Origin of the sequence: Vibrio sp. 10N.261.46.E11 (assembly GCF_041472735.1) — a bacterium.
Classification (GTDB): domain Bacteria; phylum Pseudomonadota; class Gammaproteobacteria; order Enterobacterales; family Vibrionaceae; genus Vibrio.
Genome location: NZ_JBFRQW010000051.1, coordinates 36,695 through 59,469 on the forward strand (window position 1 = coordinate 36,695; position 22,775 = coordinate 59,469).

At 42.3% G+C, this 22,775-nt stretch carries 20 protein-coding genes, 1 pseudogene and 1 riboswitch; of the genes and pseudogenes, 13 read left to right on the forward strand and 8 right to left on the reverse strand.

Annotated elements, in window-relative coordinates; translation table 11 throughout:
• Nucleotides 1-2 precede the first annotated feature (2 nt).
• From AB4407_RS16355 to AB4407_RS16370, 4 genes are all read left to right on the forward strand, one after another.
• On the forward strand, nt 3-1,376 hold the full coding sequence (locus AB4407_RS16355) for an ATP-binding protein (RefSeq protein ID WP_372121309.1): 1,374 nt from the start codon (nt 3-5) through the stop codon (nt 1,374-1,376).
• Nucleotides 1,363-1,836: a response regulator gene (locus AB4407_RS16360; RefSeq protein ID WP_017062404.1), complete on the forward strand. Its 474-nt coding sequence runs from the start codon at nt 1,363-1,365 to the stop codon at nt 1,834-1,836. Before AB4407_RS16355 ends, AB4407_RS16360 begins: the two co-directional genes overlap by 14 nt.
• A gap of 407 nt (nt 1,837-2,243) precedes the next feature.
• Nucleotides 2,244-2,684 (forward strand): hypothetical protein, encoded by a 441-nt coding sequence (locus AB4407_RS16365; RefSeq protein WP_372121310.1) that lies wholly within the window; start codon nt 2,244-2,246, stop codon nt 2,682-2,684.
• Nucleotides 2,685-3,072: 388 nt separating this feature from the next.
• On the forward strand, nt 3,073-3,540 hold the full coding sequence (locus AB4407_RS16370; RefSeq protein ID WP_372121311.1) for a cold shock domain-containing protein: 468 nt from the start codon (nt 3,073-3,075) through the stop codon (nt 3,538-3,540).
• Nucleotides 3,541-3,639: 99 nt separating this feature from the next.
• Here AB4407_RS16370 and AB4407_RS16375 read toward each other — a convergent pair whose 3' ends face one another.
• Nucleotides 3,640-4,668: a methionine synthase gene (locus tag AB4407_RS16375; protein WP_009846559.1), complete on the reverse strand. Its 1,029-nt coding sequence runs from the start codon at nt 4,666-4,668 to the stop codon at nt 3,640-3,642.
• 46 nt (nt 4,669-4,714) lie between these two features.
• On the reverse strand, nt 4,715-5,692 hold the full coding sequence (locus AB4407_RS16380) for a DUF1852 domain-containing protein (protein ID WP_372121313.1): 978 nt from the start codon (nt 5,690-5,692) through the stop codon (nt 4,715-4,717).
• Nucleotides 5,693-6,020: 328 nt separating this feature from the next.
• Between AB4407_RS16380 and AB4407_RS16385 the strand changes: the two genes are divergently transcribed.
• The 5 genes from AB4407_RS16385 to AB4407_RS16405 all read left to right on the forward strand — a co-directional run bounded on the left by AB4407_RS16385 (nt 6,021) and on the right by AB4407_RS16405 (nt 11,762).
• Nucleotides 6,021-6,830: a sulfite exporter TauE/SafE family protein gene (locus AB4407_RS16385; protein WP_372121314.1), complete on the forward strand. Its 810-nt coding sequence runs from the start codon at nt 6,021-6,023 to the stop codon at nt 6,828-6,830.
• 221 nt (nt 6,831-7,051) lie between these two features.
• Entirely contained in the window at nt 7,052-8,056 is a 1,005-nt protein-coding gene (locus tag AB4407_RS16390) for a metal-dependent hydrolase (protein ID WP_372121315.1), read from the forward strand.
• Between the two features lie 210 nt (nt 8,057-8,266).
• Nucleotides 8,267-9,883, forward strand: a complete 1,617-nt coding sequence (locus tag AB4407_RS16395; protein WP_372121316.1) for an endonuclease — start codon at nt 8,267-8,269, stop codon at nt 9,881-9,883.
• A gap of 528 nt (nt 9,884-10,411) precedes the next feature.
• Nucleotides 10,412-11,350, forward strand: coding sequence for a hypothetical protein (locus AB4407_RS16400; protein ID WP_372121317.1), 939 nt, complete (start codon nt 10,412-10,414; stop codon nt 11,348-11,350).
• Nucleotides 11,334-11,762, forward strand: a complete 429-nt coding sequence (locus AB4407_RS16405) for a hypothetical protein (RefSeq protein ID WP_372121318.1) — start codon at nt 11,334-11,336, stop codon at nt 11,760-11,762. Before AB4407_RS16400 ends, AB4407_RS16405 begins: the two co-directional genes overlap by 17 nt.
• Nucleotides 11,763-12,068: 306 nt before the next feature.
• On the opposite strand, the gene AB4407_RS16410 is transcribed toward AB4407_RS16405, so the two are convergent.
• Nucleotides 12,069-13,541 carry a carboxypeptidase M32 gene (locus AB4407_RS16410; protein WP_372121319.1) on the reverse strand — a complete coding sequence of 491 codons (1,473 nt, stop codon included), beginning with the start codon at nt 13,539-13,541 and terminating at the stop codon, nt 12,069-12,071.
• Between the two features lie 298 nt (nt 13,542-13,839).
• On the opposite strand from AB4407_RS16410, the gene AB4407_RS16415 reads away from it, so the two are divergent.
• Nucleotides 13,840-14,475, forward strand: a complete 636-nt coding sequence (locus tag AB4407_RS16415) for a LysE family translocator (protein WP_012603778.1) — start codon at nt 13,840-13,842, stop codon at nt 14,473-14,475.
• Nucleotides 14,476-14,580: 105 nt separating this feature from the next.
• Here AB4407_RS16415 and AB4407_RS16420 read toward each other — a convergent pair whose 3' ends face one another.
• Nucleotides 14,581-15,951: an alanine/glycine:cation symporter family protein gene (locus AB4407_RS16420; RefSeq protein WP_372121320.1), complete on the reverse strand. Its 1,371-nt coding sequence runs from the start codon at nt 15,949-15,951 to the stop codon at nt 14,581-14,583.
• Between the two features lie 128 nt (nt 15,952-16,079).
• Nucleotides 16,080-16,215, reverse strand: a riboswitch (glycine riboswitch).
• 301 nt (nt 16,216-16,516) lie between these two features.
• Here AB4407_RS16420 and AB4407_RS16425 point away from each other — a divergent pair.
• The gene (locus tag AB4407_RS16425) at nt 16,517-16,675 is read left to right on the forward strand and encodes a hypothetical protein (RefSeq protein WP_048659466.1); all 159 of its coding nucleotides are present in this window, start codon (nt 16,517-16,519) and stop codon (nt 16,673-16,675) included.
• 163 nt (nt 16,676-16,838) lie between these two features.
• Nucleotides 16,839-17,573, forward strand: a complete 735-nt coding sequence (locus AB4407_RS16430) for a chromosome partitioning protein ParA (protein WP_372121321.1) — start codon at nt 16,839-16,841, stop codon at nt 17,571-17,573.
• A gap of 243 nt (nt 17,574-17,816) precedes the next feature.
• On the opposite strand, the pseudogene AB4407_RS16435 reads toward AB4407_RS16430, so the two are convergent.
• The 4 genes and pseudogenes from AB4407_RS16435 to AB4407_RS16450 form a co-directional block, all read right to left on the reverse strand.
• Nucleotides 17,817-19,359: pseudogene (locus AB4407_RS16435) on the reverse strand (alanine/glycine:cation symporter family protein).
• A 675-nt stretch (nt 19,360-20,034) separates the two neighbouring features.
• Nucleotides 20,035-20,178, reverse strand: coding sequence for a hypothetical protein (locus tag AB4407_RS16440; RefSeq protein WP_009846967.1), 144 nt, complete (start codon nt 20,176-20,178; stop codon nt 20,035-20,037).
• Nucleotides 20,179-20,204: 26 nt separating this feature from the next.
• Entirely contained in the window at nt 20,205-20,480 is a 276-nt protein-coding gene (locus AB4407_RS16445) for an HU family DNA-binding protein (protein WP_009846966.1), read from the reverse strand.
• Nucleotides 20,481-20,888: 408 nt separating this feature from the next.
• Nucleotides 20,889-21,584 (reverse strand): VC0807 family protein, encoded by a 696-nt coding sequence (locus AB4407_RS16450; protein ID WP_372121322.1) that lies wholly within the window; start codon nt 21,582-21,584, stop codon nt 20,889-20,891.
• 439 nt (nt 21,585-22,023) lie between these two features.
• Between AB4407_RS16450 and AB4407_RS16455 the strand changes: the two genes are divergently transcribed.
• Nucleotides 22,024-22,734, forward strand: a complete 711-nt coding sequence (locus AB4407_RS16455) for a DUF1826 domain-containing protein (protein WP_372121346.1) — start codon at nt 22,024-22,026, stop codon at nt 22,732-22,734.
• Nucleotides 22,735-22,775: the final 41 nt, after the last annotated feature.

Consider the following 22,775-nt stretch of genomic DNA (forward strand, 5'->3'; position numbering starts at 1 on the left):
ACGTGTATCAACAAAAGCTAGAAGCACTTATCGATCGTTATTTTAATCAGACAGAACGTCGGGTGACGTGCCGTGCTGGTAACACCATTATTGAACAATCAGCGTTAAACACTCGTTTGTATTATGTGTTTAGTGGAGAACTGGAAGGCTTTTATTCCGAAGCGAATACACCGCAAGTGCGAGTATTTAGCGCGGGTAGTGGGGCTTTTATAGGCGTTCATAGCTTCTTTTCAGGTAATTGGACAGCATCTTCAACGGTTGTTGCTAAAACCGATGTTGAGTTAGCGTGGATCGATAAAGACACGCCTGCAGAAGATGAACGTCAGTTTGGTCCTCTTACCGCACAGTTCACACCTGTGATCGTCAATGAGTTGTCGCGTCGTCAACGGCGTGCAACACAAGAAGCGATAGCGAAACAAAAAGCGCTAGAGAAGTTACATACTGCTGAGCAAATGACGACCTTGGGTCAATTGGCTGCAGGGATTGCTCATGAACTTAACAACGCTATTGGTGTAGTAAATAGCAAATCTGGCCGACTTGAAACGGTCATCATGGATCTACTTGAAGAAGTGCATCCAGAAGCCAGTCAATTTTTCGATTTTGGGTTAATGCATGGTCAGAAAACGTCGTCGTCAGAAGCACGAACACGTGGGCGACAATTTGAAAGAAAATATGGTTTAGACAAAAACATTGCACGCTCTCTTGCAAAGGCGATTCCAATTGACGCTTTATCTACAACAGAGGCTTCATCTGCAACAGACGTTATTTCAAAACATTGGCTGAAAAACCCAGAAGAAGCGATTCGTTTTTGGCAGATGGGCTGTGATTTACATGATTTACGTTTGGCGTCTAGACACACTGTTGGCATCGTAAAATCGGTTAAACAACTTGGCAGAGTTGATATTGACACCGAAGAAGCGGTTGATATTAATGACTCCATTAACCATGCCTTATCGTTGTTACAAAGTGAGTTACGTAGAGTCTCTGTGCGATTGAGCCCAGCAGATTTGCCGACTTTTAAAGGCTCGAAAACAGAGCTCGTTCAGATTTGGGTCAACATTGTAAAGAATGCTTGTGATGCAATGTCGAATTCAGACGATGCCGCAATAGAAATTCAAACCAGATTAAGTAAGAAAAGAATATTAGTTACGATCACGAATAACGGCCCTGAGATAGACGAGGTGACTCGTAGAAAGGTATTTCAGCCCAACTTCACCACTAAAAAAGGTGGTTTATCGTTTGGATTGGGCTTGGGTTTATCAATCGTTAAGCGGATTGTGGCGGGTTATGGCGGAAGTATCATTGTGAAAAGTGATGCTTCTAAAACTGTATTTAGAATCAAGTTACCAGTAGAGGGTGAACATGGAGAAGCTTAATTTAATCTGTGTCGATGACCAGAGAGAAGTACTGAGCGCAGTGGTACAAGATTTAGAGCCGCTGGCGAGTTGGCTGAATATTGAAGATTGTGAATCAGCACAAGAAGTGCTTGATCTCATTGATGAACTTGACGCAGAAGGCGAACACATTACCGTCATCGTGTCTGATCACGTGATGCCAGGGAAGACGGGTGTGGAGTTACTCACTGAAGTGTTCCATGACAGCCGCTTTCCGAATACAAAGAAAATTCTTCTTACGGGGCAGGCTACTCATACTGATACCATCAATGCGATTAATGCAGCAGGCATCGACCGTTACTTTGAAAAACCTTGGCAAGCAAGCACATTAGTTGAATGCATTCGCACTCTTGTCACTGAGTACATATTTGATCAAGGGCTTGATTACACGGACTATCAGAATGAGCTCGACCAGCAGGTTGTGTTGAGACGCTTGCGTTAGTCACTTATGTTAGCGACTTACATGAGTCACTAATGTCAGTCGCTTGAAATTATATGCACCGAAGGACGCTTTCTGAAGGGTCTTTTCTTTGAAAGATGTAATCTTTCGGTGCATATATTACCTATCTCTTTTAGTCGTTCAGGTTTTAGTACTCAGTTATTAACACACTGGTTGCTGGCTTAAGTCTAAAACTCATGCGCTACGCCAACACCAACAGATGCATTGTATTTTCTTCACGAACTATTCCCTGAACATACAGCAGAACTTCGTACGATGCCGCTTTCTCTATATTCAACATTTGAATGCAATTTGTGGAATATATCAAAATTAATTAAATTGATAGTAAGTTATTACTTTTCATTATGTTAGGGTTCTTTTCTTAAGGTCAGTGGATTAGGAAGAGGCTCATGAAAAAGGGATTTGTGATAGCGATATCAATCGGCTTTGTTGTCTTCTTCTTTGTTGGTCGTGAACTCCAGTGGTTCGGGACCAATAATTCCGAGTCGTTTCCTAAACTTCCTGATGGTCCCCAATTTGTTCTTTCTACCGATTTCGACGGTGAGTGGCTAGGTCGCCGTATTAACACCACTGGCAATAATATGTGTGAACGCACAACCATCACCGGAACCATTCGTGAGGGTAAAGCCACGCTTAGGCTTACCTACAATGGAACGCCGCTACAAGGTTGGGTTTCTGAAAGTGGAGACTTACGTCTATATGCCAAGCATCGCCAGTGGGATTATCGATTTTCAGCACATGGCAGTGGCAATAGATTTGATGGTCGTTGGCATTTAACCAATGGCCCGTGTAAAGGCACTTGGTTTATAGAAAAAGCCAACGACATGTAGGGCCATAAACGCATTATATACTTGGAATAACTTAAACAATATCCACACGCATGTGTACGATTTAGTTTAAACGTATAGATAGGGAAACCCATGAGGATTGTGATTTTTATCGCTACAGTGATTTTAGTTAAATCTATTGGAGCAAAGTTTGGGCACACCTATAACATCTTTTCAGATCCATTTGATATCAAGTTAGCCGCTCTCGATTTAGTCTTGTGGTTTTCAGTCTACTTTGGTTTATCTCTTGTTTATGAGAAGGGCAAAGGCATCCTGACTAAAATGGGTAAAGTTAAGAATCCTTAATGGGAAAACTGAACCCTATTAAGCGTAACGGAATGTTGTTAGTGATTTGAACTAAGAGCAAGAGACGGCTTGGAAAGGAATAGTTATGAATGGAAAAATTGTTCGATGGGTTGATGAGAGGGGGTTTGGATTCATCAACTCAGATGAATTAGAGGGAGATGTTTTTGTTCATATATCGAAGTTTACGGACGGTTATCGTCGTCCTCAAGTTGGGGATGAAGTTGAATTTCAATTATCGAATAGTGGCTCTAAACTCAGCGCTTCGAGTGCTCAACTAGTTGGTATAGAAACATCCAAATCTAACCCTTTTTCAATTATTTTGTCTGCACTTTTCGTCGGGCTTATTGGCGCAGGTTTGTATCTTTTGGTATTGGAGCCTAAGTTAAATCCTGCATATGAGAATATGGGATTTAGTTGCCAAGGTAAAACGCATTGTAGTGAGATGCTATCTTGCGATGAAGCAAAGTTTTATTTGGCAAACTGTCCCAATGTGAAAATAGATGGTGATCGTGATGGTATTCCTTGCGAGAGTCAGTTCTGCAGTCGCTGGTAAGCCGCTGCTTATAAAGATCATGTACTAATATAGAAAAAGCCTAAGCATCAATAGGATACTTAGGCTTCAATAATTCGGTTTCAGTTTGAGTTTAAACCGTTACTCTGAAAGTTCTTTACGAACGATCTCAGCACCTGCGCTTAGCGCATTGAGCTTAGCTGAGGCAATTTCACGAGGAAGGGGAGCCATGCCGCAGTTGGTGCACGGGTAGAGCTTATCGGCATCAACATACTTCAGTGTTTCTCGTAGAGTGTCGGCAACTTCTTCCGGCGTTTCAATTGAATTGGTTGCAACATCGATAGCACCGACCATCACTTTCTTACCTCGAACGAGCTCAAGCAATTCAACCGGCACATGAGAGTTATGACACTCTAATGAGATGATATCGATATTCGACTGCTGAAGCTTAGGAAATACCTCTTCGTATTGGCGCCATTCGGTACCTAGTGTCTTTTTCCAATCCGTATTTGCTTTGATGCCATAGCCATAACAAATATGAACTGCAGTTTCACACTTAAGCCCTTCAATGGCTCTTTCTAAACAAGCAATACCCCAATCGTTCACGTCATCAAAAAATACGTTAAACGCCGGCTCATCGAACTGAATAATATCAACACCAGCTGCTTCTAACTCTTTTGCTTCTTCGTTAAGGATTTTTGCGAACTCCCATGCTAGCTTTTCTCGGCTTTGGTAATGCGCGTCGTAAAGCGTATCTATCATGGTCATTGGCCCCGGTAGAGCCCACTTAATTGGTTGATCCGTTTGCTGGCGTAAGAACTTAGCATCTTCGACAAAAACCGATTTTTGACGAGAAACAGGGCCAACAACTGTTGGTACACTCGCATCGTAACGGTCGCGAATTTTAACGGTTTCACGCTTTTCAAAATCCACGCCATTCAGGTGTTCAATGAAGGTGGTTACAAAGTGCTGACGAGTCTGTTCGCCGTCACTCACAATATCAATACCGGCTTGTTGCTGGTCTTGAAGAGAGACACGTAGCGCGTCTTGTTTGCCGTCGGTTAATTCGTCGCCTTCCAGTTTCCATGGAGACCAAAGTGTCTCTGGCTGTGCTAGCCAAGATGGCTTAGGTAAGCTGCCTGCTGTTGAAGTCGGTAATAATGTTTTCATAATTAATACTGCCTATCCTTGGTGATTTAAGAGCGTAATTGCTCGATTAAAGCGCGTAGTTGGCAGACCAGTTCTCTAGAACTGACTGGTATGGCTTAATGAAAGTCTCTTCTGCGAATTTACCTTGTTCGATAGCTAATTTGCTTCGTTCTTCTCGGTCATACACGATTTGAGTTAGCGAGTGATCCAAGTTTTTCAAGTTTGGTTGGTAGCAGTTACCCGCAACGGCATTCGCGTTGTAAATCTCAGGACGGTAGATTTTTTGGAATGTACCCATGGTGCTGATGGTGCTGATAAGCTCTAGGTTTGAGTAATCGTTCAGTAGATCACCAAAGAAATAGAAAGCTAGAGGTGCAACACTGTTTGGCGGCATGAAGTAACGAACTTGTAAGCCCATCTTCTTGAAATATTGTTCAGTTAAAGAAGACTCATTCGGTTGGTATTCAAAACCTAATACTGGGTGTTGGTTCTCAGTGCGGTAATAGGTTTTATTATCTGACACGCTTAAGCAAATAACAGGTGGTTTATTAAAGTTCTTTTTGTAAGCGTCAGAGTTAACGAAATATTTAAAAAGCTTGCCATGTAAATCCCCAAAATCTTCTGGAATAGTGAATTTATCTTGGCCTTTATTATGATCCAATAGACGTACGCTAAAGTCATAATCTCGAACATAAGAAGAGAAGTTATTTCCGATAATGCCTTCAATACGCTCGTTAGTTTTACGGTCTAGAATATTAGTTTTCAGCACTTCAATGGAAGGGAATGCTTCGCCGTTACTTTCAATGTCCATATCAACAGAAATGATTTCAAGCTCTACAGAGTAGCGGTCGCCCTTTGGGTTGTCCCAGTGTGCTAATGCGTTGAAACTGTTGTCAATCATCTGAAGTGCATTACGCAAGTTTGCTTGACGGCTCTCACCACGAGCTAAGTTAGCGAAGTTGGTTGTGATACGCGTGCTGTCCGCAGGTTGATAGTTCTCGTCGAGGCTAATGCTCTTAATTGTAAAATTAAATTCTGTATTCATGTTGATCTGATATCCCAATCTGTTGTCTGACTTTCTCGGTCTTTAGAATTAAAATTGCTTTTATTTTTGCTTGTGACCGGATTAATAGTTGAAGGCAATACTGTATGAAAAATTAATACGGTATTAAGTTAATCGCTTGGTATTTTTATACTTGGTTCGATAAATGATTAACAATGGTATTCTTTCACATTCAACATGAGGAATATTCATGATCTATTCTGTTTGAAAGTATTAGGTGGTGTCAGTAATATTAATTAGCTTGATGAAAATATAACCACATTAATAGTGCGTTATTTAAGACAATTAATTTAATTAAGAGATGGACGAAATGAGTGAGTTGCTGTTGTTGATTTTATACTGTGCATTATTAGGCAGTGGTGTTGGTTTTCTTGCCGGGCTTTTGGGGATTGGCGGGGGGCTTATCATTGTACCTGTGTTAAGCAATATTTTACTTCACTTAGAAGTTTTACCTGCTGACCAAGTGGTCGTTGCAGCGATTGCGACTTCTTTGGCATCAATCTTGTTTACCTCAACTTCTTCTGCGCTTGCTCACCACAAAAATGGCAACGTGCCTTGGGATTTGGCACCTTGGATCATGTTGGGTGTTGCTCTGGGTGCATTGATTAGTGGCTTTATGGCGGCTCTTTTACCGGAAAAAGTCGTTCGTATTGTGTTTGCCGTGAGTGTGGTTCTCATTGCGATCAAGATGTTCTTAAGTAGCAAAAATGACGCACCTAAGGAACGAAAACTGCCGAACAAGGGCGTATTAACGGTTCTTACAACCATTACGGGCGGCTTGTCAGCCATGATAGGCATTGGTGGTGGGGCATTGCTGGTTCCACTATTGACGTTCTTCTCTGTCGATATGAAAAAGGCCATTGGTTGTGCGTCTGCGTGTGGCATTGTTATCGCGCTATTCGGCTCTATCGGTTACATCACCTCGGGCAGTAGCCACTTTGCTCTAACTGATGGCTTTGCAGGCTTTGTTTATTTACCAGCACTTCTGGGTATCGTTTGCACATCTTGGTTCACCGCACCTTTAGGAGCAAAAGCAACTAACCATTTACCGGTTCCAACGATTAAGAAGATCTTCTCAGTACTGTTGGTGGTTATCGCAGCAAGCATGGTGGCTCGTTAATGATGGTTAGTGACCTTCATCCGTTCGTAAATAAGAACACTTGATGATGCGTACATAACCGAACAAGGAGCAGTCCTCAGGCTGCTCTTTTTTGTTTGCCAGTCTACACTTATACGATTATGTCTATGAGTATGTTGACAAAATCTTGTTGTTTAACTGGATTCACTGCTATAGCTAAATGTACTTGTTCAGTTCAACGGAATGCTATCAATGAGTGATTTATGGATCCTTTAACGCAGGGCGTGTTAGGCGCTTCTTTGGCACAGTCAGCAAGCAAAAAACAACATTTGGTTGTTGCTGGGGTATTAGGGCTACTCTCTGGATTGGCTCCAGATTTAGATGCACTGATTAAGTCTCAAAGTGACCCTTTGTTGGCTTTGGAGTTCCATCGGCAATTTACTCATTCACTCTTCTTTATCCCCATTGGCAGTTTGATCTGTGCCTTTGTTCTACATCATCTGATTGCAAAAAGGCGCGGGCTTACTTTCAAACAAAGCTGGCTGTTTTGCGCTCTGGGTTATGGCACTCATGCACTGTTAGACGCTTGTACCACTTATGGCACGCAGTTACTTTGGCCTTTGACTAATGCGCGTTTTGCTTGGAATACCATATCAATCATCGATCCTGTTTATACGCTGCCCATCTTAGTTTTGCTTGTGTTTGCAACGTTGAAACGAGCACCTTGGCTAGCACGTGTTGCGTTTGCTTGGGCTCTAATTTATCCAACATTAGGGATGATACAAAGAGATAGGGCAGAGGTGATTGGGTGGCAATTAGCGGAACAAAGACAACATACGCCGATTCGATTAGAGGCAAAACCGAGCTTTGCTAATATCTTGGTTTGGAAAGTGGTGTACGAAACAGAGGCTCATTACCATGTAGACGCAGTGCGGGTCGGCACATCGGTAAACGTATACCCAGGAGAGTCGCTCGCCAAGCTGAACGTGAGCAGTGATTTACCTTGGCTTGACCTTGATTCTCAACAAGCCAAAGATATTGAACGTTTCCGCTGGTTCTCGAATGGTTATATTGCTCAGGACCCAACGGACGAGTTGCGTATTATCGATGTCCGATACTCAATTGTACCGAATCAAATGAAAGCACTTTGGAGTATCAAGTTATCAAAATCTGTTGATGCCAATTCGCATATAAAATACGAAACTCATCGAGACAACACCCCAGAGTCGAGACAGATCTTCTTCGATATGCTCACTGGCGATAAATGATCTATGTCTAGAGGGTAAAAAGGCTGAGTTAGGTAATCTGCTCGGCTTTTTATTCGTTTGATTAACAGGTCGATGTTGCATTGCTTTACATCACATATATTAATAAATCTGACAGTGCTTACATTTATAAATGTGATTTATATCTCTATCCATCTTATGAATACTTTCTAAGCTTAGTTGGTTTTTTTATCTAATTAAACAGAAGGTTATATGATAAATAGAATAATAACACTAAGTGGCGTTGCATTACTTTGTTCAGTGAGTGCGCATGCGCAAATGCAAAATGGAAGTTTCGAAAGCTGGGAAGGAAACGTACCATCTGGATGGAGTGTGATTGACTCCGGCATTGCAGTTTCACCCTCTAATGTACCTGTTAATACCGGCAGTTTCTCTGCGCAAGTAACAGTGAATACAGGCACTCAAAGTAATACCGATTTTCTGCAAACGATACGTGTTGAACAAGGGAAAACTTATGATTTCTCTGTCGATGTTTACCACACGGAAGGCAACGTGAAAGCTCGCCTTTTTGTTGATGGCTATTTAGGCTACTCGAATAATGGTTTAACGAATCAGTGGCAAGCATTGACTCACTCGTACAGTGCTACGAGCACTAAAGATATCGTTGTGGGCGTACGATTTTATGATGATGCAGGTTTTGATGGTTCGGAAGTGGTGTATTTAGATAACTTTCAGCCTACGGAGACTCCACCAACACAAAGCTGCAATGACACAAGTGCCGCACTCACGCTAGTGACGGATAACTATGGTTCTGAAACCAGTTGGTCTCTCAAAAACTCAGTTTCTCAAACTCTTTATTCTGGTTCAGACTATCAAAATAACACCACCAATGAAGTGGAAATGTGTTTAGCGGATGGTAGCTACACCCTAGAAGTTTCAGACTCTTATGGAGATGGAATGTGCTGCAGTGTGGGGAATGGTTCATACAGTTTGTCGGTGAACGGAACCGTTGTGGCATCTGGTGGTGATTTCCAAGCAAGTCAGAGTACAGAATTTACAATTGGTGGTTCAACTACACCACCAACTGAACCACCGGTTTTAGGTGAGTATTATAAAGACGCTGAAGGTAAAGTGGGCTTTGCGTTAAAAACGGCCTTATATCAAATTATTGATAATCATAGCAGTCAGGGTTACACCGCTATTTGGACGTTGGTGTCTGAGGCTGACCTAGACGCATACTATGACACTGATGGGTCGATTCTCGATATGTATTCGGAGAAACCTTCAGGCTCTGATTCAATCCAATTTACTAAGGTGGCCGATCAATGTGGTCAATACAGCAAAGAAGGTGATTGCTACAACCGTGAGCACTCATTCCCGAAAAGCTGGTTTGGAGGGAAAGTCGAGCCAATGAACTCTGACGGTCACCATTTATTTGCCACTGACGGCTACGTTAACTCGAAACGTAGTAATTGGCCATTTGGTGAGGTGAGTAGCGCGACATACACATCAAGCAATGGTTCTAAGTTAGGCAGCGCAGCGAACTCTCTTGGTTATGTGGGTACGGTGTTTGAGCCAATTGATGAGTTTAAAGGTGATTTCGCAAGAGCATATTTCTACATGGCAACACGTTATGAAAATGAAATCGCTAATTGGGAAGGGAACTCTACAAGCTCTGATGCGGTTCTGGATGGAACCAATACAACCGTTTTTGAACCTTGGTTACTTACTATGCTAAAGCGTTGGCATTCTGAAGATCCAGTAAGCCAAAAAGAAATCGACCGAAATAAGGCGGTACATGATTTTCAAGGGAATCGTAATCCGTTTATTGACCATCCAGAGTTTGTAAGCCAAATCTGGGGAAAATAATCGGAATATAACCACCATGACAATGGCTTCATGATTATTGAATTGAGCCCAATCCTTTGTTTGGGCTTTTTTATTGAGGGGCATTAGAGAGCATGATTTTAAATATTTGAAAAAGCATATTGTCTGAAGAGCCGTATACTTGTCAGTGGCCGGCACCATCAATACTGGACGCTACGTTAAGCGACTTTCCGTACCTTAGTTATCTCTGAATTGTTAATTTAGGGGAAGCTGTAGATCATTTATGCCCAAAAACTTCTCAGGTTGAATTTTTACCCGTGGCACTTCCTAACTCGAAAGTGCCCCGAAATTCGCTAGACCAAATATTCTACAAGACCTGTGTCGTTCATTTTACCCTACAAAAAGTTATCCGATAGAATGCAACTCAACACGATTGAGCCTTCATTATGTTTGTTTAGCCTGTCAGATTGCCTATTTGGCTGGTTAAATTATCAGGTCATCTTATTGAGGATGATAAACCACTGAAAATATTGTTATTATCCTTTTTATTTATCAGTAAATCCGACTCCCATGAGATATGAATCCGCTCCTGTAGCTCCAGAAGAAAGACAAGAAACCACAAGAGAACGTGCAGCACGTCAACGTCTAGAGCGTAGGGCTGAGTTAACCTATACGACAAAAGATTATGCTCGATGGGCTGAAGATCGAGAGAAGGTTCTTCGAGACAGACAAAAAGCGGGGTTAGGGAAAATCACTCAAGGTTTGAAAGCGCCCCAAATTCTGAGTGATTCTATCGGGCTACAGTGTTCACTTGAAGATGAAATGGCGAAGAATCATCAGCATGTACTTATTACTGATTTAGAAGATGCTCACAAGGTTTTGCATAATGTTTGGTTAGGTTCTGGCAAGGATGTCGCCGATCTTGCTGCGAGTATAAATACTGCGAAATCATGGTTTAACCACACTGAACCAATGTTTGATGCTGCGTCCATTGCTAAGCAGTTCGGGGATATGAATATTAAGGCTGACCTCGTAGAAAGCAAAGGAAAAACCTTTGTCGCCTTTAATGGGACAGATCAAAACGGAAAGTTACTCAAACATGCGTTTGTGAATGGCACTCGAATTAATATGAATGGGAAGAAATATCCGATCAATTCATTTAAGTCGATGCAAGCCGGTTTTAGCCCGAAATCAAGAGCTGAGAATTTTAAAGGGGCAGGAGTCTTAACGTTTGTTGTCTCTGCCAGTATTGCGACCAGTGATTTAGTTTTTAAAGATGACTACCACTTAGTTGATTGGTTTGGAAATGTTGGCTCTGACATGTTCAAATTTATGCTCCAGACCGCTGTTGGTGAAGTTGTTTTGTTTGCGACCGCTGCTTTAGGTTCTCCTGTTTTAGCTGGTGCGTTTTTTGTTGCAGCGACATATGTATTCATTGAATGGGCTTGGGGCGAATACAAAATTTCTAATGAGATAGTAAGGAGGCTTGAAGATGTCACACAAGATTAAACTACGTTTGGCTGGCGCCTTTATTATTTTTTTTGGATTACTTTGTTGGGGGTATCCTTCTTATGGGGTTTATAGAGATTATCTTGACCTATTAAATCGAACAGAGACGGTACAAGTCTCCGTTATTACTCTATGGGTTCCGATTGGTTTTTTAGGGGCATTAGGTTGTTTTTTTATAATGACTCCTAAAGCACTATTATATGGGAAGAAGATTAATGATCTTTACTCTCAGAGAGCGATGCAATTAGCTAATAAAATTAGTCTTTATTTTGCATTGGCTGGAGTGGCGTTTGCTGCTGGGTGGACCTATCACTCTATCGACTTGTTAGAAAAATATGGATATGTGTACAGTCGAGATTTAACAAAAATCACCCCAACAGGAATACATCTGATATACGTGAAAGCTCGATGATTTAACGTAACGTCACTTAATGCGCAGCTAAACTAAACATAAACTAACCTTTTTGCTAGTGCGATTTTACTCATCGTACTAGCTCTTCTAAGCAACTTTGCAATACCTACGATTGTTTAGAGTTTTCTAAATTAGCAAAGACACTGGCAAGGTTTTGTCCAATTCCGTGCTAGTAGGTACCAGAATATTCCGTGATTGTTAAGTTCGATGAAGGCACAAAGCCTTCAAATCAACCTAAGTATGTTTTGAAAATGTGATTAAAAAGGCTGAATCAATAAATAGATCAGCCTCTATCGATTTATTCCATTAAAGGTAACGGCTTCTCAAATGATCTTTGAAGTATTGCGCATTCAAGGTTTCGCCCGTTGCGCCTTTCACCAAATTGTCGGTGGTCAGCAGGCTGCCCTTGCTCCAAATATTCGATTCTAACCAAGTGAAGATAGGTGATAGGTCACCACTTTCAATCACAGAATTCACATCCACCGTTTTCTTCATTGCTGCCATAAACTGTGCCGCGTACATCGCACCTAGTGTGTAAGACGGGAAGTAACCGAATGCGCCGTCTGTCCAGTGGATGTCTTGCATACAGCCATTAGTGAAGTTGCCTTGAGTGCTTAAACCAAGGTAAGACTGCATCTTAGTGTTCCAAAGTTCAGGAACATCAGTGTGCTTGATTTTGCCGTTAATCAGGTCACGCTCAATCTCGTAACGTAAAATCACGTGCGCTGGGTAGGTCAGCTCATCGGCATCAACACGGATGAAGTCTTTCTTCACGCGCGTGTAGATCTTCTGGAAGTTCTCTTTCTCAAATTCTGAGCCTGAGAACTGCTGACCAGCCAAGTTTGCTAAGTGTCCGATGAATGGGTCGCTGCGCCCGACTTGCATCTCAAAGAACAAAGACTGAGATTCATGGATGCCCATAGAGCGCGCTTCACCCGCTGGTTGGCCTGCTAGGTGTTTTGGTAAGCCTTGTTCGTAACGTGCGTGCCCTGTTTCATGCACAATGCCCATTAAGCTTTGAACGAATTCCGCTTCGTCGTAGCGGGTTGTGATGCGCACGTCTGAAGGCACGCCGCCACAGAATGGGTGAACACTTTCATCTAGTCGGCCGTGTTCAAAATCGAACTGAAGCAGCTTCATGACTTCTAAACCAAGTGCTTTCTGTTTCTCGGTCGAATAGATCCCAGATGGCGCATTAAATTGCTCGCTCGACTGTTTTTCGATCACTTCGTCAATCAGGTTTGGTAGCCATGTCTTAACGTCGGCAAACAAGATATCAAGAGAAGCTGAGCTGGTGCCCGGTTCATAGATATCTAGCATCGCATCGTAAGGAGTTAGATTTGCTGCGTCGGCGCGGATCTGTGCTTCTTCACGAGACAGCTCAACCACTTCACGCCAGTTCTTTTCGAATCCAACCCAGTCGTTGTTACCACGTTGGCTGCGCCATGCATGTTCACATTTCGAACCCGCTAGAGATTTCGCTTCAACCAGTTTTTCTGGCAATAAGTTTGCTTGTTGCCATTGACGTTTAATTTCACGCAGAGACGATTGTTGTTCGTTGTTCAGCGCTTCGTTTTCAGCGTCTGCAATCCAATCTCCAAGTTGTGGTTGCGTCATCAACCCGTGAATATGAACCGAAAGCTCGGCCATCGCTTCACTACGAGCTTGGTTACCACCGGCTGGCATCATTGAAGCTTGGTCCCAACCACAAATAGAGGCTAGGTGTTGAAAGCGTGAACATTTTTGAGAGTGTTCGACTAGTTTTTTGAATGCGCTCATTTGACTACTCTTAATTTGGTTTCTGTAAATGATCCTTAGGATAGCGTCAGCGTTAAGGTTCATCTCTCATGTACTTTGATTATGGCTCTACTTTTAAAAGACGCTGACCTTCGGAGTCGAAGATATAGCGAGAAAAGCATGAGGCGGTACGATGCCTTGAATTTACTATTTATTAACAAATTAAACTGTTCTATTGTGCACAAAATCAGTGAGTTGTATAGCTGGTGGCAATTGTTGCTTGCGAATTGTTCAGATACACGGTATTGATGATAGATCGCTGAACAAGAATGACAATAATATGGATATTTTGAACTTTGAGGCATTTCTAATTGCCATCACTATTTTAACGCTAACGCCGGGTTTAGATACGGCTTTGGTGATTCGCAATACGAGCCGTTCTGGCTTATCTGACGGCGTGATGACCAGCTTTGGTATTTGTAGCGGCTTGTATGTACATGCGTTTTTCTCTGCTGTGGGTATTTCTGCAATCCTCGCCCAGTCAGCTGAACTCTTTCAAGCCGTTAAGATGGTGGGTGCGGTTTACCTGATCTGGCTTGGCTTAAGCAGCTTACGAGCTTTGATGAAAAACGGTGGCGGTTTGAAGGTGGGTGAACAAGCTCAGCAAGCATACAGTGCTAAGCGTTCTTTGCGTGAAGGCTTTTTATCTAATGTGCTGAACCCAAAAACGGCAGTTTTCTATTTGGCCTTTTTACCTCAGTTCGTCAACCCTGAAGGTTCGCCTTTATTGCAATCTATGTTGATGGCTTCGGTACACTTTATGATTGCGATGGTGTGGCAATGCGGTTTGGCAGGGGCACTTAACTCGGCTAAAAATTTGCTAAAGAATGCGAGTTTCATGAAGTGGATGGAAGGTGTGACTGGCATGGTGCTGGTGGGGCTGGGTGTCAAGCTTTTAATGGAAGAGCCTAGCTAAGTCATAGTCTAGTGTATTGAAATCTCAGTCATTAGCACATAGCCATTAGTTTTATAATAAAACGCCCGCACATCATTGCGGGCGTTTTTGAACGCTCAATTCTTATTATGCTTTAACTGCTTCGCAATCCTTTGAGGAAGTTAACGGTTTGAAGAATAGCTTGGTTTCTTCTATAACAACGTGACGTAGCAAGATAAGGCCGATTAGATTCGGAATTGCCATTAGGCCGTTCACGATATCCGCCATTATCCAGATCATGTCGAGCTTTAAGAATGCACCAGAAGCAACCAAGGCGATGAAGACGATCTTGTAAGGCAATACTGCTTTGGTACCTAGCAAGAACACAACACAGCGCTCACCGTAGTAGTTCCAACCTAAAATTGTTGTAAACGCAAAGAAGATTAAGCCAACAGAAACCAACATAGGGCCAAGGGTGTCTGCATTCAAACCAACAGCGAACGCGTGAGTGGTCATCGCAGCGCCAGAAAGGTCAGTCTGCCAAGCGCCCGTTAAGATAAGCGCCAAGCCGGTCATCGTACAGATGATGATGGTATCGAAGAAGGTGCCTGTCATAGAGACAAGCCCTTGTTTCACACATGAGTCTGTTTTAGCCGCTGCTGCAGCCATTGGTGCGCTACCTAAGCCAGATTCGTTCGAGAACACGCCACGAGCGATACCTGATTGGATAGCAAGCATGATGCTCGCGCCAAAGAAACCACCAGTTGCTGCTGTGTTGGTAAACGCAGAAGTCACAACAAGGGTAATGGCATTCAGTAGTTGGTCTGCATTTGAAATCAGAACGCTTAAACACGCGACGACGTACATCACCGCCATCGTAGGAACGACTTTCCCTGCTACTTTAGCGATCGATTGAATACCACCAAGGGTTACAACCGCCACTAGTATCGTGAGGACAACCGCTGACATTTCACGTGAAGCGCCAAATGAGATTTGAGTTGCGTCTAAAATAGCGTTTACTTGTGGGAAGGTGCCGATACCGAAGCAAGCAACACCGAGCGCGAAGACAGCGAACATGACCGCTAAGGTTCGTGAGCCGACACCGTATTGCAGGTAGTACATTGGGCCGCCAACCATTTCGCCATTGCTATCGGTTCTACGGTATTTAACGGCAAGTAGACATTCTGCGTATTTGGTCGCCATACCAAATACAGCGGCAAGCCACATCCAGAATAGGGCACCAGGGCCACCAATCTTGATTGCGGTCGCTACACCAACGATGTTACCTGTACCAATAGTTGCGGAAAGTGCAGTACACAAAGCGGCGAAGCTTGATACGTCACCCTTGCCGGATTTGTCTTTGGTGAACACCATTTTTAGAGCAGTTGGAAGGTGTCTAAACTGGAGTAAGCCTAAGCGAAAAGTAAAGTAGATGCCTGTACCCACTAGCAGAATAAGCAGTGGTGGTCCCCAGACGAATTGGTTGATGGTTTGTAGTGTAGCTTGTAGGTGGTTCATAGATTCCCCTTAATAAATATAAAATTTAAGGAGAAGAGGGAAGGCAGTGCAGATCACAGGGATCGGGAGCACTACTTAATACATACGGATTTCTAGATAGAATTCATTTGTTAATTAAGGCTGTTGCTTTCCACTCCTCTGTCCTTTTGCCTGAGAGTTTCACTTAGCGAATCACTTATAGATAAGTAACGGGCACTAAGCTTGCTCCTTCGGCGACCGCTTGCTACAAAAAAAAGTAGTACGGTTCTCTCCAGAGGTTCCTCCAACGACAGTCCTCACTTTTCTGGATTTCTCCAGCATAAAGCACCTGAAAGATTTACTTCTTCGGCGGGTCAATCTAACTAAATGTTAATATTTAGTTAAAAACCACTCTCCTGCAGTCTTCATCGGAACAATTACCTAAATAATTAGATAATCTGTAGGCGTATCCTAGATCATATAAAATGTGATGTCAGCTACAAAATATCTGTTTGCTTAAATGTTGTTCAACTAAATGATCAAACAACGAGTCTCTGACGTAACTTGCTTATTTAAATGGTATAAAATAGAGAAACAAGGAGGAGTTATGACTCGATTAATAGCGATTGTTTTTTTATTGGCTTTGGCATTTGTACTGTTTCGTTACCGGACCAACGAAAAACTGCAAAAAGGGGTAGTGATTGTTATCGTTAGCAGCTTCCTTTTGTATACTGCCAGCTTGATGATTTCGGAGTTAACTCGTTAAATTTATCTGTGAGCTTTGAACTGTGAGCCGTTGGGATGAACGTGTTAGCAAAGCTCAAGTACTTCTGACTTGAGCGATAGGTTTAACTGAACCTACACTATCAGTATTGGCATTAACGCCAGTGACCGCGTAACGTTAAACATATTTTTGGGAGTACCCGTTAGTGAACCAGCAATCTGGACAAAGCGAACAAGATGAAGTGGTTGTTATTGAAGAACGTGATAAGCGCAGTCAGCTTTATATCGGCATTGCTGCGGTTATCGGTTTGGCGTTAGGCGGCTTAATCGGTTCTACAGTCACGGCTTCGAAGTGGGAATCCACTTATCAGGTACTAGAAACTCGTTATCAAGAACTGCGTGATAGCAAAACGCAGTTGGTGACATCAGTTGAAGAGAAAGTGGCAAAAGTTGACACCGAAATAGATGCGAAAGTAGAAGCCGCTTTAGTGAAACAGGAAGAAGAGCATCAAAAAGAACTCCAAGACTTAGCGAAACAATCTGCAGTTTTAGAGAAAGCAAACTACTCGCTAGAGCAGCAGTTAAACGAACAGAAGCAAACGTTAGAACAAACTCAACAAAACAATCAAAAGTTGAGCCGTCAAGCTGATATGCAATCGACTTTGTTTGAACGTTCGCGTGAACTTTTCCGCAAAGAATTACAGATATCTCAAGAGCTTGAAAAACTCGAGAAAGAAAGAGATGACATCGAACAAAACCTTGGCTCTTTGAAGAAAGCGTGTGATGTTTTCTTAGATGGCACTTCATGGGATGCGAAATCTGACGCGTGTGAGAAGCAAGACAATGCGAATTCTCGTCTAAGCGACATCAGACAAATGATTGAAGTTCACACCATGGATATCAAGCAGATCAAAACTCTCACTGAAGAGATGGGTCTATAAACTAAGCGCTTAATATATCTATATCACCACTGCTTGCAGTAAGAATTTAAACGCCCACATCGCACACGTGATGTGGGCGTTTTGCGTTGTACTCAATTTTTTTCTCTTCAGACATAAAAAATCCCTACAAGCAAAGCTGGTAGGGATTTGGGTAAGTTGCAGTACTGTTCTCGCTTTCTTAAGCAAAGGGTATTACAAAAATTTTAGAACAGTGTTAGTCGACAATAAATTATTGACTAGTCGCTATTTTTCGTAAGTTTTGATTTCGCCTGATTTAACACGAGCAACGAACGATTGCAGTTCTTTCTTCACAACAGGCATCAAGAAGTACAAACCAAGAATGTTAAAGATAGACATCGCAAAGATAGCTGCGTCAGAGAAGTCGATTACCGCGCCAAACTGAATCGTCGCACCGATAACAACAAACACACAAAACATCACTTTAAAAATCAGTTCCGTTGTTTTGCCTTCACCAAATAGGTAAGTCCACGCTTTAAGACCGTAGTACGACCAAGAGATCATGGTAGAAAACGCGAACATGATTACCGCGAGAGCGAGTGTGTATTTGAACACTTCTGCCGTTTCAGTAAACGATGCAGCAGTAAGCGTTACACCCGTTAAGCCAGAACCATCGAATGGACCTGTATTTAGACCAGCGATAGTGATAACCAAGGCTGTCATTGTACAAATGATGACTGTATCAACGAACGGTTCTAATAGTGATACTAGACCTTCAGTGATTGGCTCTTTTGTTTTAACCGCTGAGTGAGCGATAGCTGCTGAACCTACACCGGCTTCGTTTGAGAACGTTGCACGTTTTAGACCTTGGATTAAGGCACCAATAAAGCCACCCACAACACCTTCGCCAGTAAACGCACCTGTAAAGATTGCGCTGAACGCAGGACCTACTTGGTCAAGATTAGAACCGATAACAATCACAGCCATACCGATATACAGAGCAGCCATCCAAGGAACAACTTTTTCTGTTACCGATGCGATAGAAGGCATACCACCAACAATCACAGAAAAAACTAAAGCGGCGAGTACAAGGCCAGTGATCACACCGTATTCACTCGGTACATCAAATGCATAAGTGAGCATGGCATGTGCTTGGTTCGCTTGGAACATGTTACCGCCGCCCAATGCACCTAAAATACACATTAATGCAAAACCAATAGCAAGGGCTTTACCTAGTCCACCCAACCCTCTTTCACCAAGACCTTGGCTTAGGTAGTACATGGGACCACCGGAAACGACACCTGAAGGTAGGATAGTTCGGTATTTCACACCTAAGGTACACTCACAGAACTTAGAAGCCATACCCAGAAGACCACACAAGATCATCCAGAATGTTGCACCAGGACCACCAATTGCGAGTGCAGCACCCACACCGGCAATATTACCAAGCCCAACAGTTCCAGAAAGCGCGGTTGTTAACGCTTGAAAGTGAGAAACTTCCCCTTCGTGTTTGGAGTTAGGGTCTGTGTACTTACCTTTAATAATGTCTATGGCCATCCCGACACGTTTAAATTGAACAAAGCCAAAGTAAACAGTAAAGATGATCGCAGCGAGCAGTAACCAGCCAACAATAATTGGGAAGTTTGCTTCACCTACCGGTACGCTTTTAAATATCAGTCCAACGAACCAACCTGTATATTCGTTGAAAAAAACCATCAACACTTTGACTTAAGTTACTGATAGCTTGATTAAATGATCCTTCTTCTGCAAATGCACTGGAACTAAATAATAATATAAACCCAAAAAATAATTCACGTATGTTTTTCATGGTTTTCCCTGTCTTTTTATTAAATTATGTTTGCTACTGTTGTGTTTGTTTTCTATTTGATTTTTATATTTTAGTGATTTATCTACTTCATTTGACGGCAACACAAACGGCTGTATCTAAGTCTAAAAACGAAATAAAGATAAGTACTGATCTTGCTTTATATGGATATCCTTTTGGTATGTGCACCAATTAGACTATGGCATTCGGCCTGCCAAGCCCTACTGATAATCCTATACACAAAAATAATGCCCTTAAAGAATTTTTTACAATAAATTTACAATTGTTCGGGTTTTGTCATTGTTTGGAAATAAGCAGGTGTTTTTTAGGTTGGAAAAGTATATGCAGTGGCTGTTATAGCGATGGGGTATGGTGAATGATCTATGGGGGGGAGGGAAGTCGGCGAGTTTGAATGTACGATATATGCTTGAGAGGTGTTTAAGCAATTGATGGACGAATATGCAATCGGGCCTGAGGGCGTTAAAAAGCCCTATATTGAATTGACCTAGTAAAATTGGTCATTCTGTTAAACGGCTTTTAAGGCTCGGGATTGATGCGCTAGGGCTTGTTCTTCATACTAAAATGCCACCGAAAATCTGCAGTGGCATTTGAATGACAACAAACCATCATGTAAATCTTTAATTACAGCTCTAACACATACTATAATTCTAATACAAACTACAGCTCTAACAGTTTAGCTAATTCACGCTCTTCGAGCAGCTCTTCAATGCGTTGACGAGCCTTAGGCCCTTCTGCTTGTGCTTTGGTTGACTTGCCGGCTTTTTTACTGCGGCTCGTTTTTGTTTTTTCCTTAGTTGTCATCGGTAACCTTCCTTGTATTTTCTATCTTACAGGTTGCATGTCTCTTTTAGTGCTTTGCCTGCTTTAAATGCTGGTGTTTTTGACGCTGAGATTTGAATCTCTTCTCCAGTTCTTGGATTGCGACCAGTGCGAGCAGCGCGGCTATTCACTTTAAAGCTACCAAATCCAAGGATAGATACATCATCGCCATTTGCAAGCGTAGTCGAGATACCTTCAACGAGCGCATTGAGTGCTGTGCCTGCTTGCTCTTTTGATATGTCAGCAGAAGTTGCGATGTGTTCAACTAATTGAGATTTGTTCATATTTTAATTTCCTTATCGAGTTCGCATGGTGTCTAGCTTTTGCAAACTAGTGGTTAAATATGACCAATATGAACTGAAGTAATGTCATTGCTAGGGTTGAACTTTGTAAAGTAACAAACGGATTTGATTATAAAAACATATCACGCCTCATTCAATGCAAATCATTGACTATTACTTGTTTTCGACCAGTTATGGACAGTGAGTCATGAAAATGAACATCGTTTTGTTTAAATTAATTCATGATATCAATTAAAAGTTAATATTTTGCTATATGTAGAACAGACAAAAAAGCCCAGCGAGTGTGCTGGGCTAATGCTTTTTTAAGCAATTGGTTTTTGATGCTATCTGTTTTTTTGAAGCAATCGAGTATTTGAAGCGGTTTTGTACTCAGATCTAACGCAACGAAAATTATTTAGTAATAAAGATCTGTTCCGTTTCTAGTGAAGTCATCGAGCGAACTTGACGCCAAATGTAGTAGAAAATACCTAACATCATCAACATACTTGGGATAGCGATGGCCGGGTAGCTGTAAAGTGTCAACTTACCCAATTCTTCATTAAAAGCTGCAGTACCAGCCGGGCTAGTCACAATCCAAGTCGCTAGAAAGTAGTTCATCGCAGAAGAAAACGCGAAAGTACTTGCAAATAGATAGTTTGACTTCATTAGGCAACGATCAAACTCTACTTGGTTACCAAACTCTCTTAAACGTTCTTCGATTAGAGATATGTTTAACAACGCGGGAGTGAAAATAACTTTTTGGATAAATGGGTAGCGAGTGAAGGTCGAGCCAAGAACCGCTAAACCAATCAAACCAGGGATTAATGCTTCTTTTAGTGCAAGCCAACGAGTGTCGAGTTCGAAGAAACCGATACCGCCAGTTAATAGAACACTGACAAAGCCAAGTGCCGCGATGAAGTTGAATTTCTTGTTGCGGATTAACTCCATGCCACCGTAAGCAATAGGGAAGGCAAGGGCGACAAGTAGGGCTAAGCCCGTTCCGAGATGTTCCTCTCCACTGAACTTCATTAAGATGAACGAAGGAAGAAAGACGTTAAATACGACTTCGAAAAGAGGACTCGATTTTTTGTTTTCTGTGTTACTCATAATTTCTAAATACATTATGTTATGGATTTATTCTCAGGGATTGTTGTTTACAGCGGCGAAGATGTAAAGCGTTAAGACGTCATGCTGTGTAACGACATGTGACATCAACGACATCTCCGAACCTATCGAACGCTTAATTCAACACTTTTGTGTCCTAGTTCATCACTAAGTTGGGACCTATGCTGTGAAAGTCGTCGCTAAGTTGAGTCAACGATAAGAACGCTAAAGCTAAGCTTTTCGAGTTTTCTGCTTTGTTCCACTTCATACAAATCAAATGACTTAAGGCTAGAAAGGCATATCCAGATAATTTAAAGCACGATTGGTAAATTACCTGTGCAATTAAAGTTATGTTATAACATACCTATAATTAACTCTTGCTGCGAATAACGATCGTATTAGTAAGAGGAAGACGATAAGCATGTATCAAGGAGAAGACGTAATGAATGCCGTGTTAACGAAGCCTTTGGCAACCAATAGTAACCAGCCACTTAATATTAGTTCGGCTGTGAGTATCAAAGATCAGGTGAGTCACAAGCCATGCGTTAGTGCTTCGGAGCAGCCCACGGTATTAGCAGACATCTATCAAAGTGATATCAACATCGCGATTTGGCAGCGTAAGTTTGATGCTAATTTAATCGACGACATTAATGAGTTTATCGCGTCGAATCCTAATTTTAGTAAGTCTGTTAGCGTGTCACCCGACAATGCCTATGAGAAATTAAAATTGTCGACAGATGGAACGGCTTCTAAAGCGCTATTAGAAAACATGGCAGAGCTGGTGGATATGTTCTGTTGTTTGTTTGATCTTGAAGCAGTAGGGCTTCGTTTGGCGGTTCTGAATAAAGCGATGTGCCCACGTTTCCATTTTGACCAAGTACCTTGTCGCTTGGTGACCACTTATCATGGTGTCGCGACGCAATGGCTGCCAAACTACGCGCTCGACCGTTCGAAGTTAGGACGAGGAGCCAATGGACAGCCAGATTCGGCTTCAGGCCTATATGCTCATGAATCTGATATTCAACAAATGGTGAGTGGTGATGTGGCGTTGCTGAAAGGAGAGAGTGGCAATGAAAATGCGGGGCTTGTGCATCGCTCTCCCGTTACTTCATCTGACGAGACACGACTATTGTTGACGTTAGACTTTGGCTAGTAAGCTCTTGTTGAGATGAGATGAGATGAGATGAGATGAGA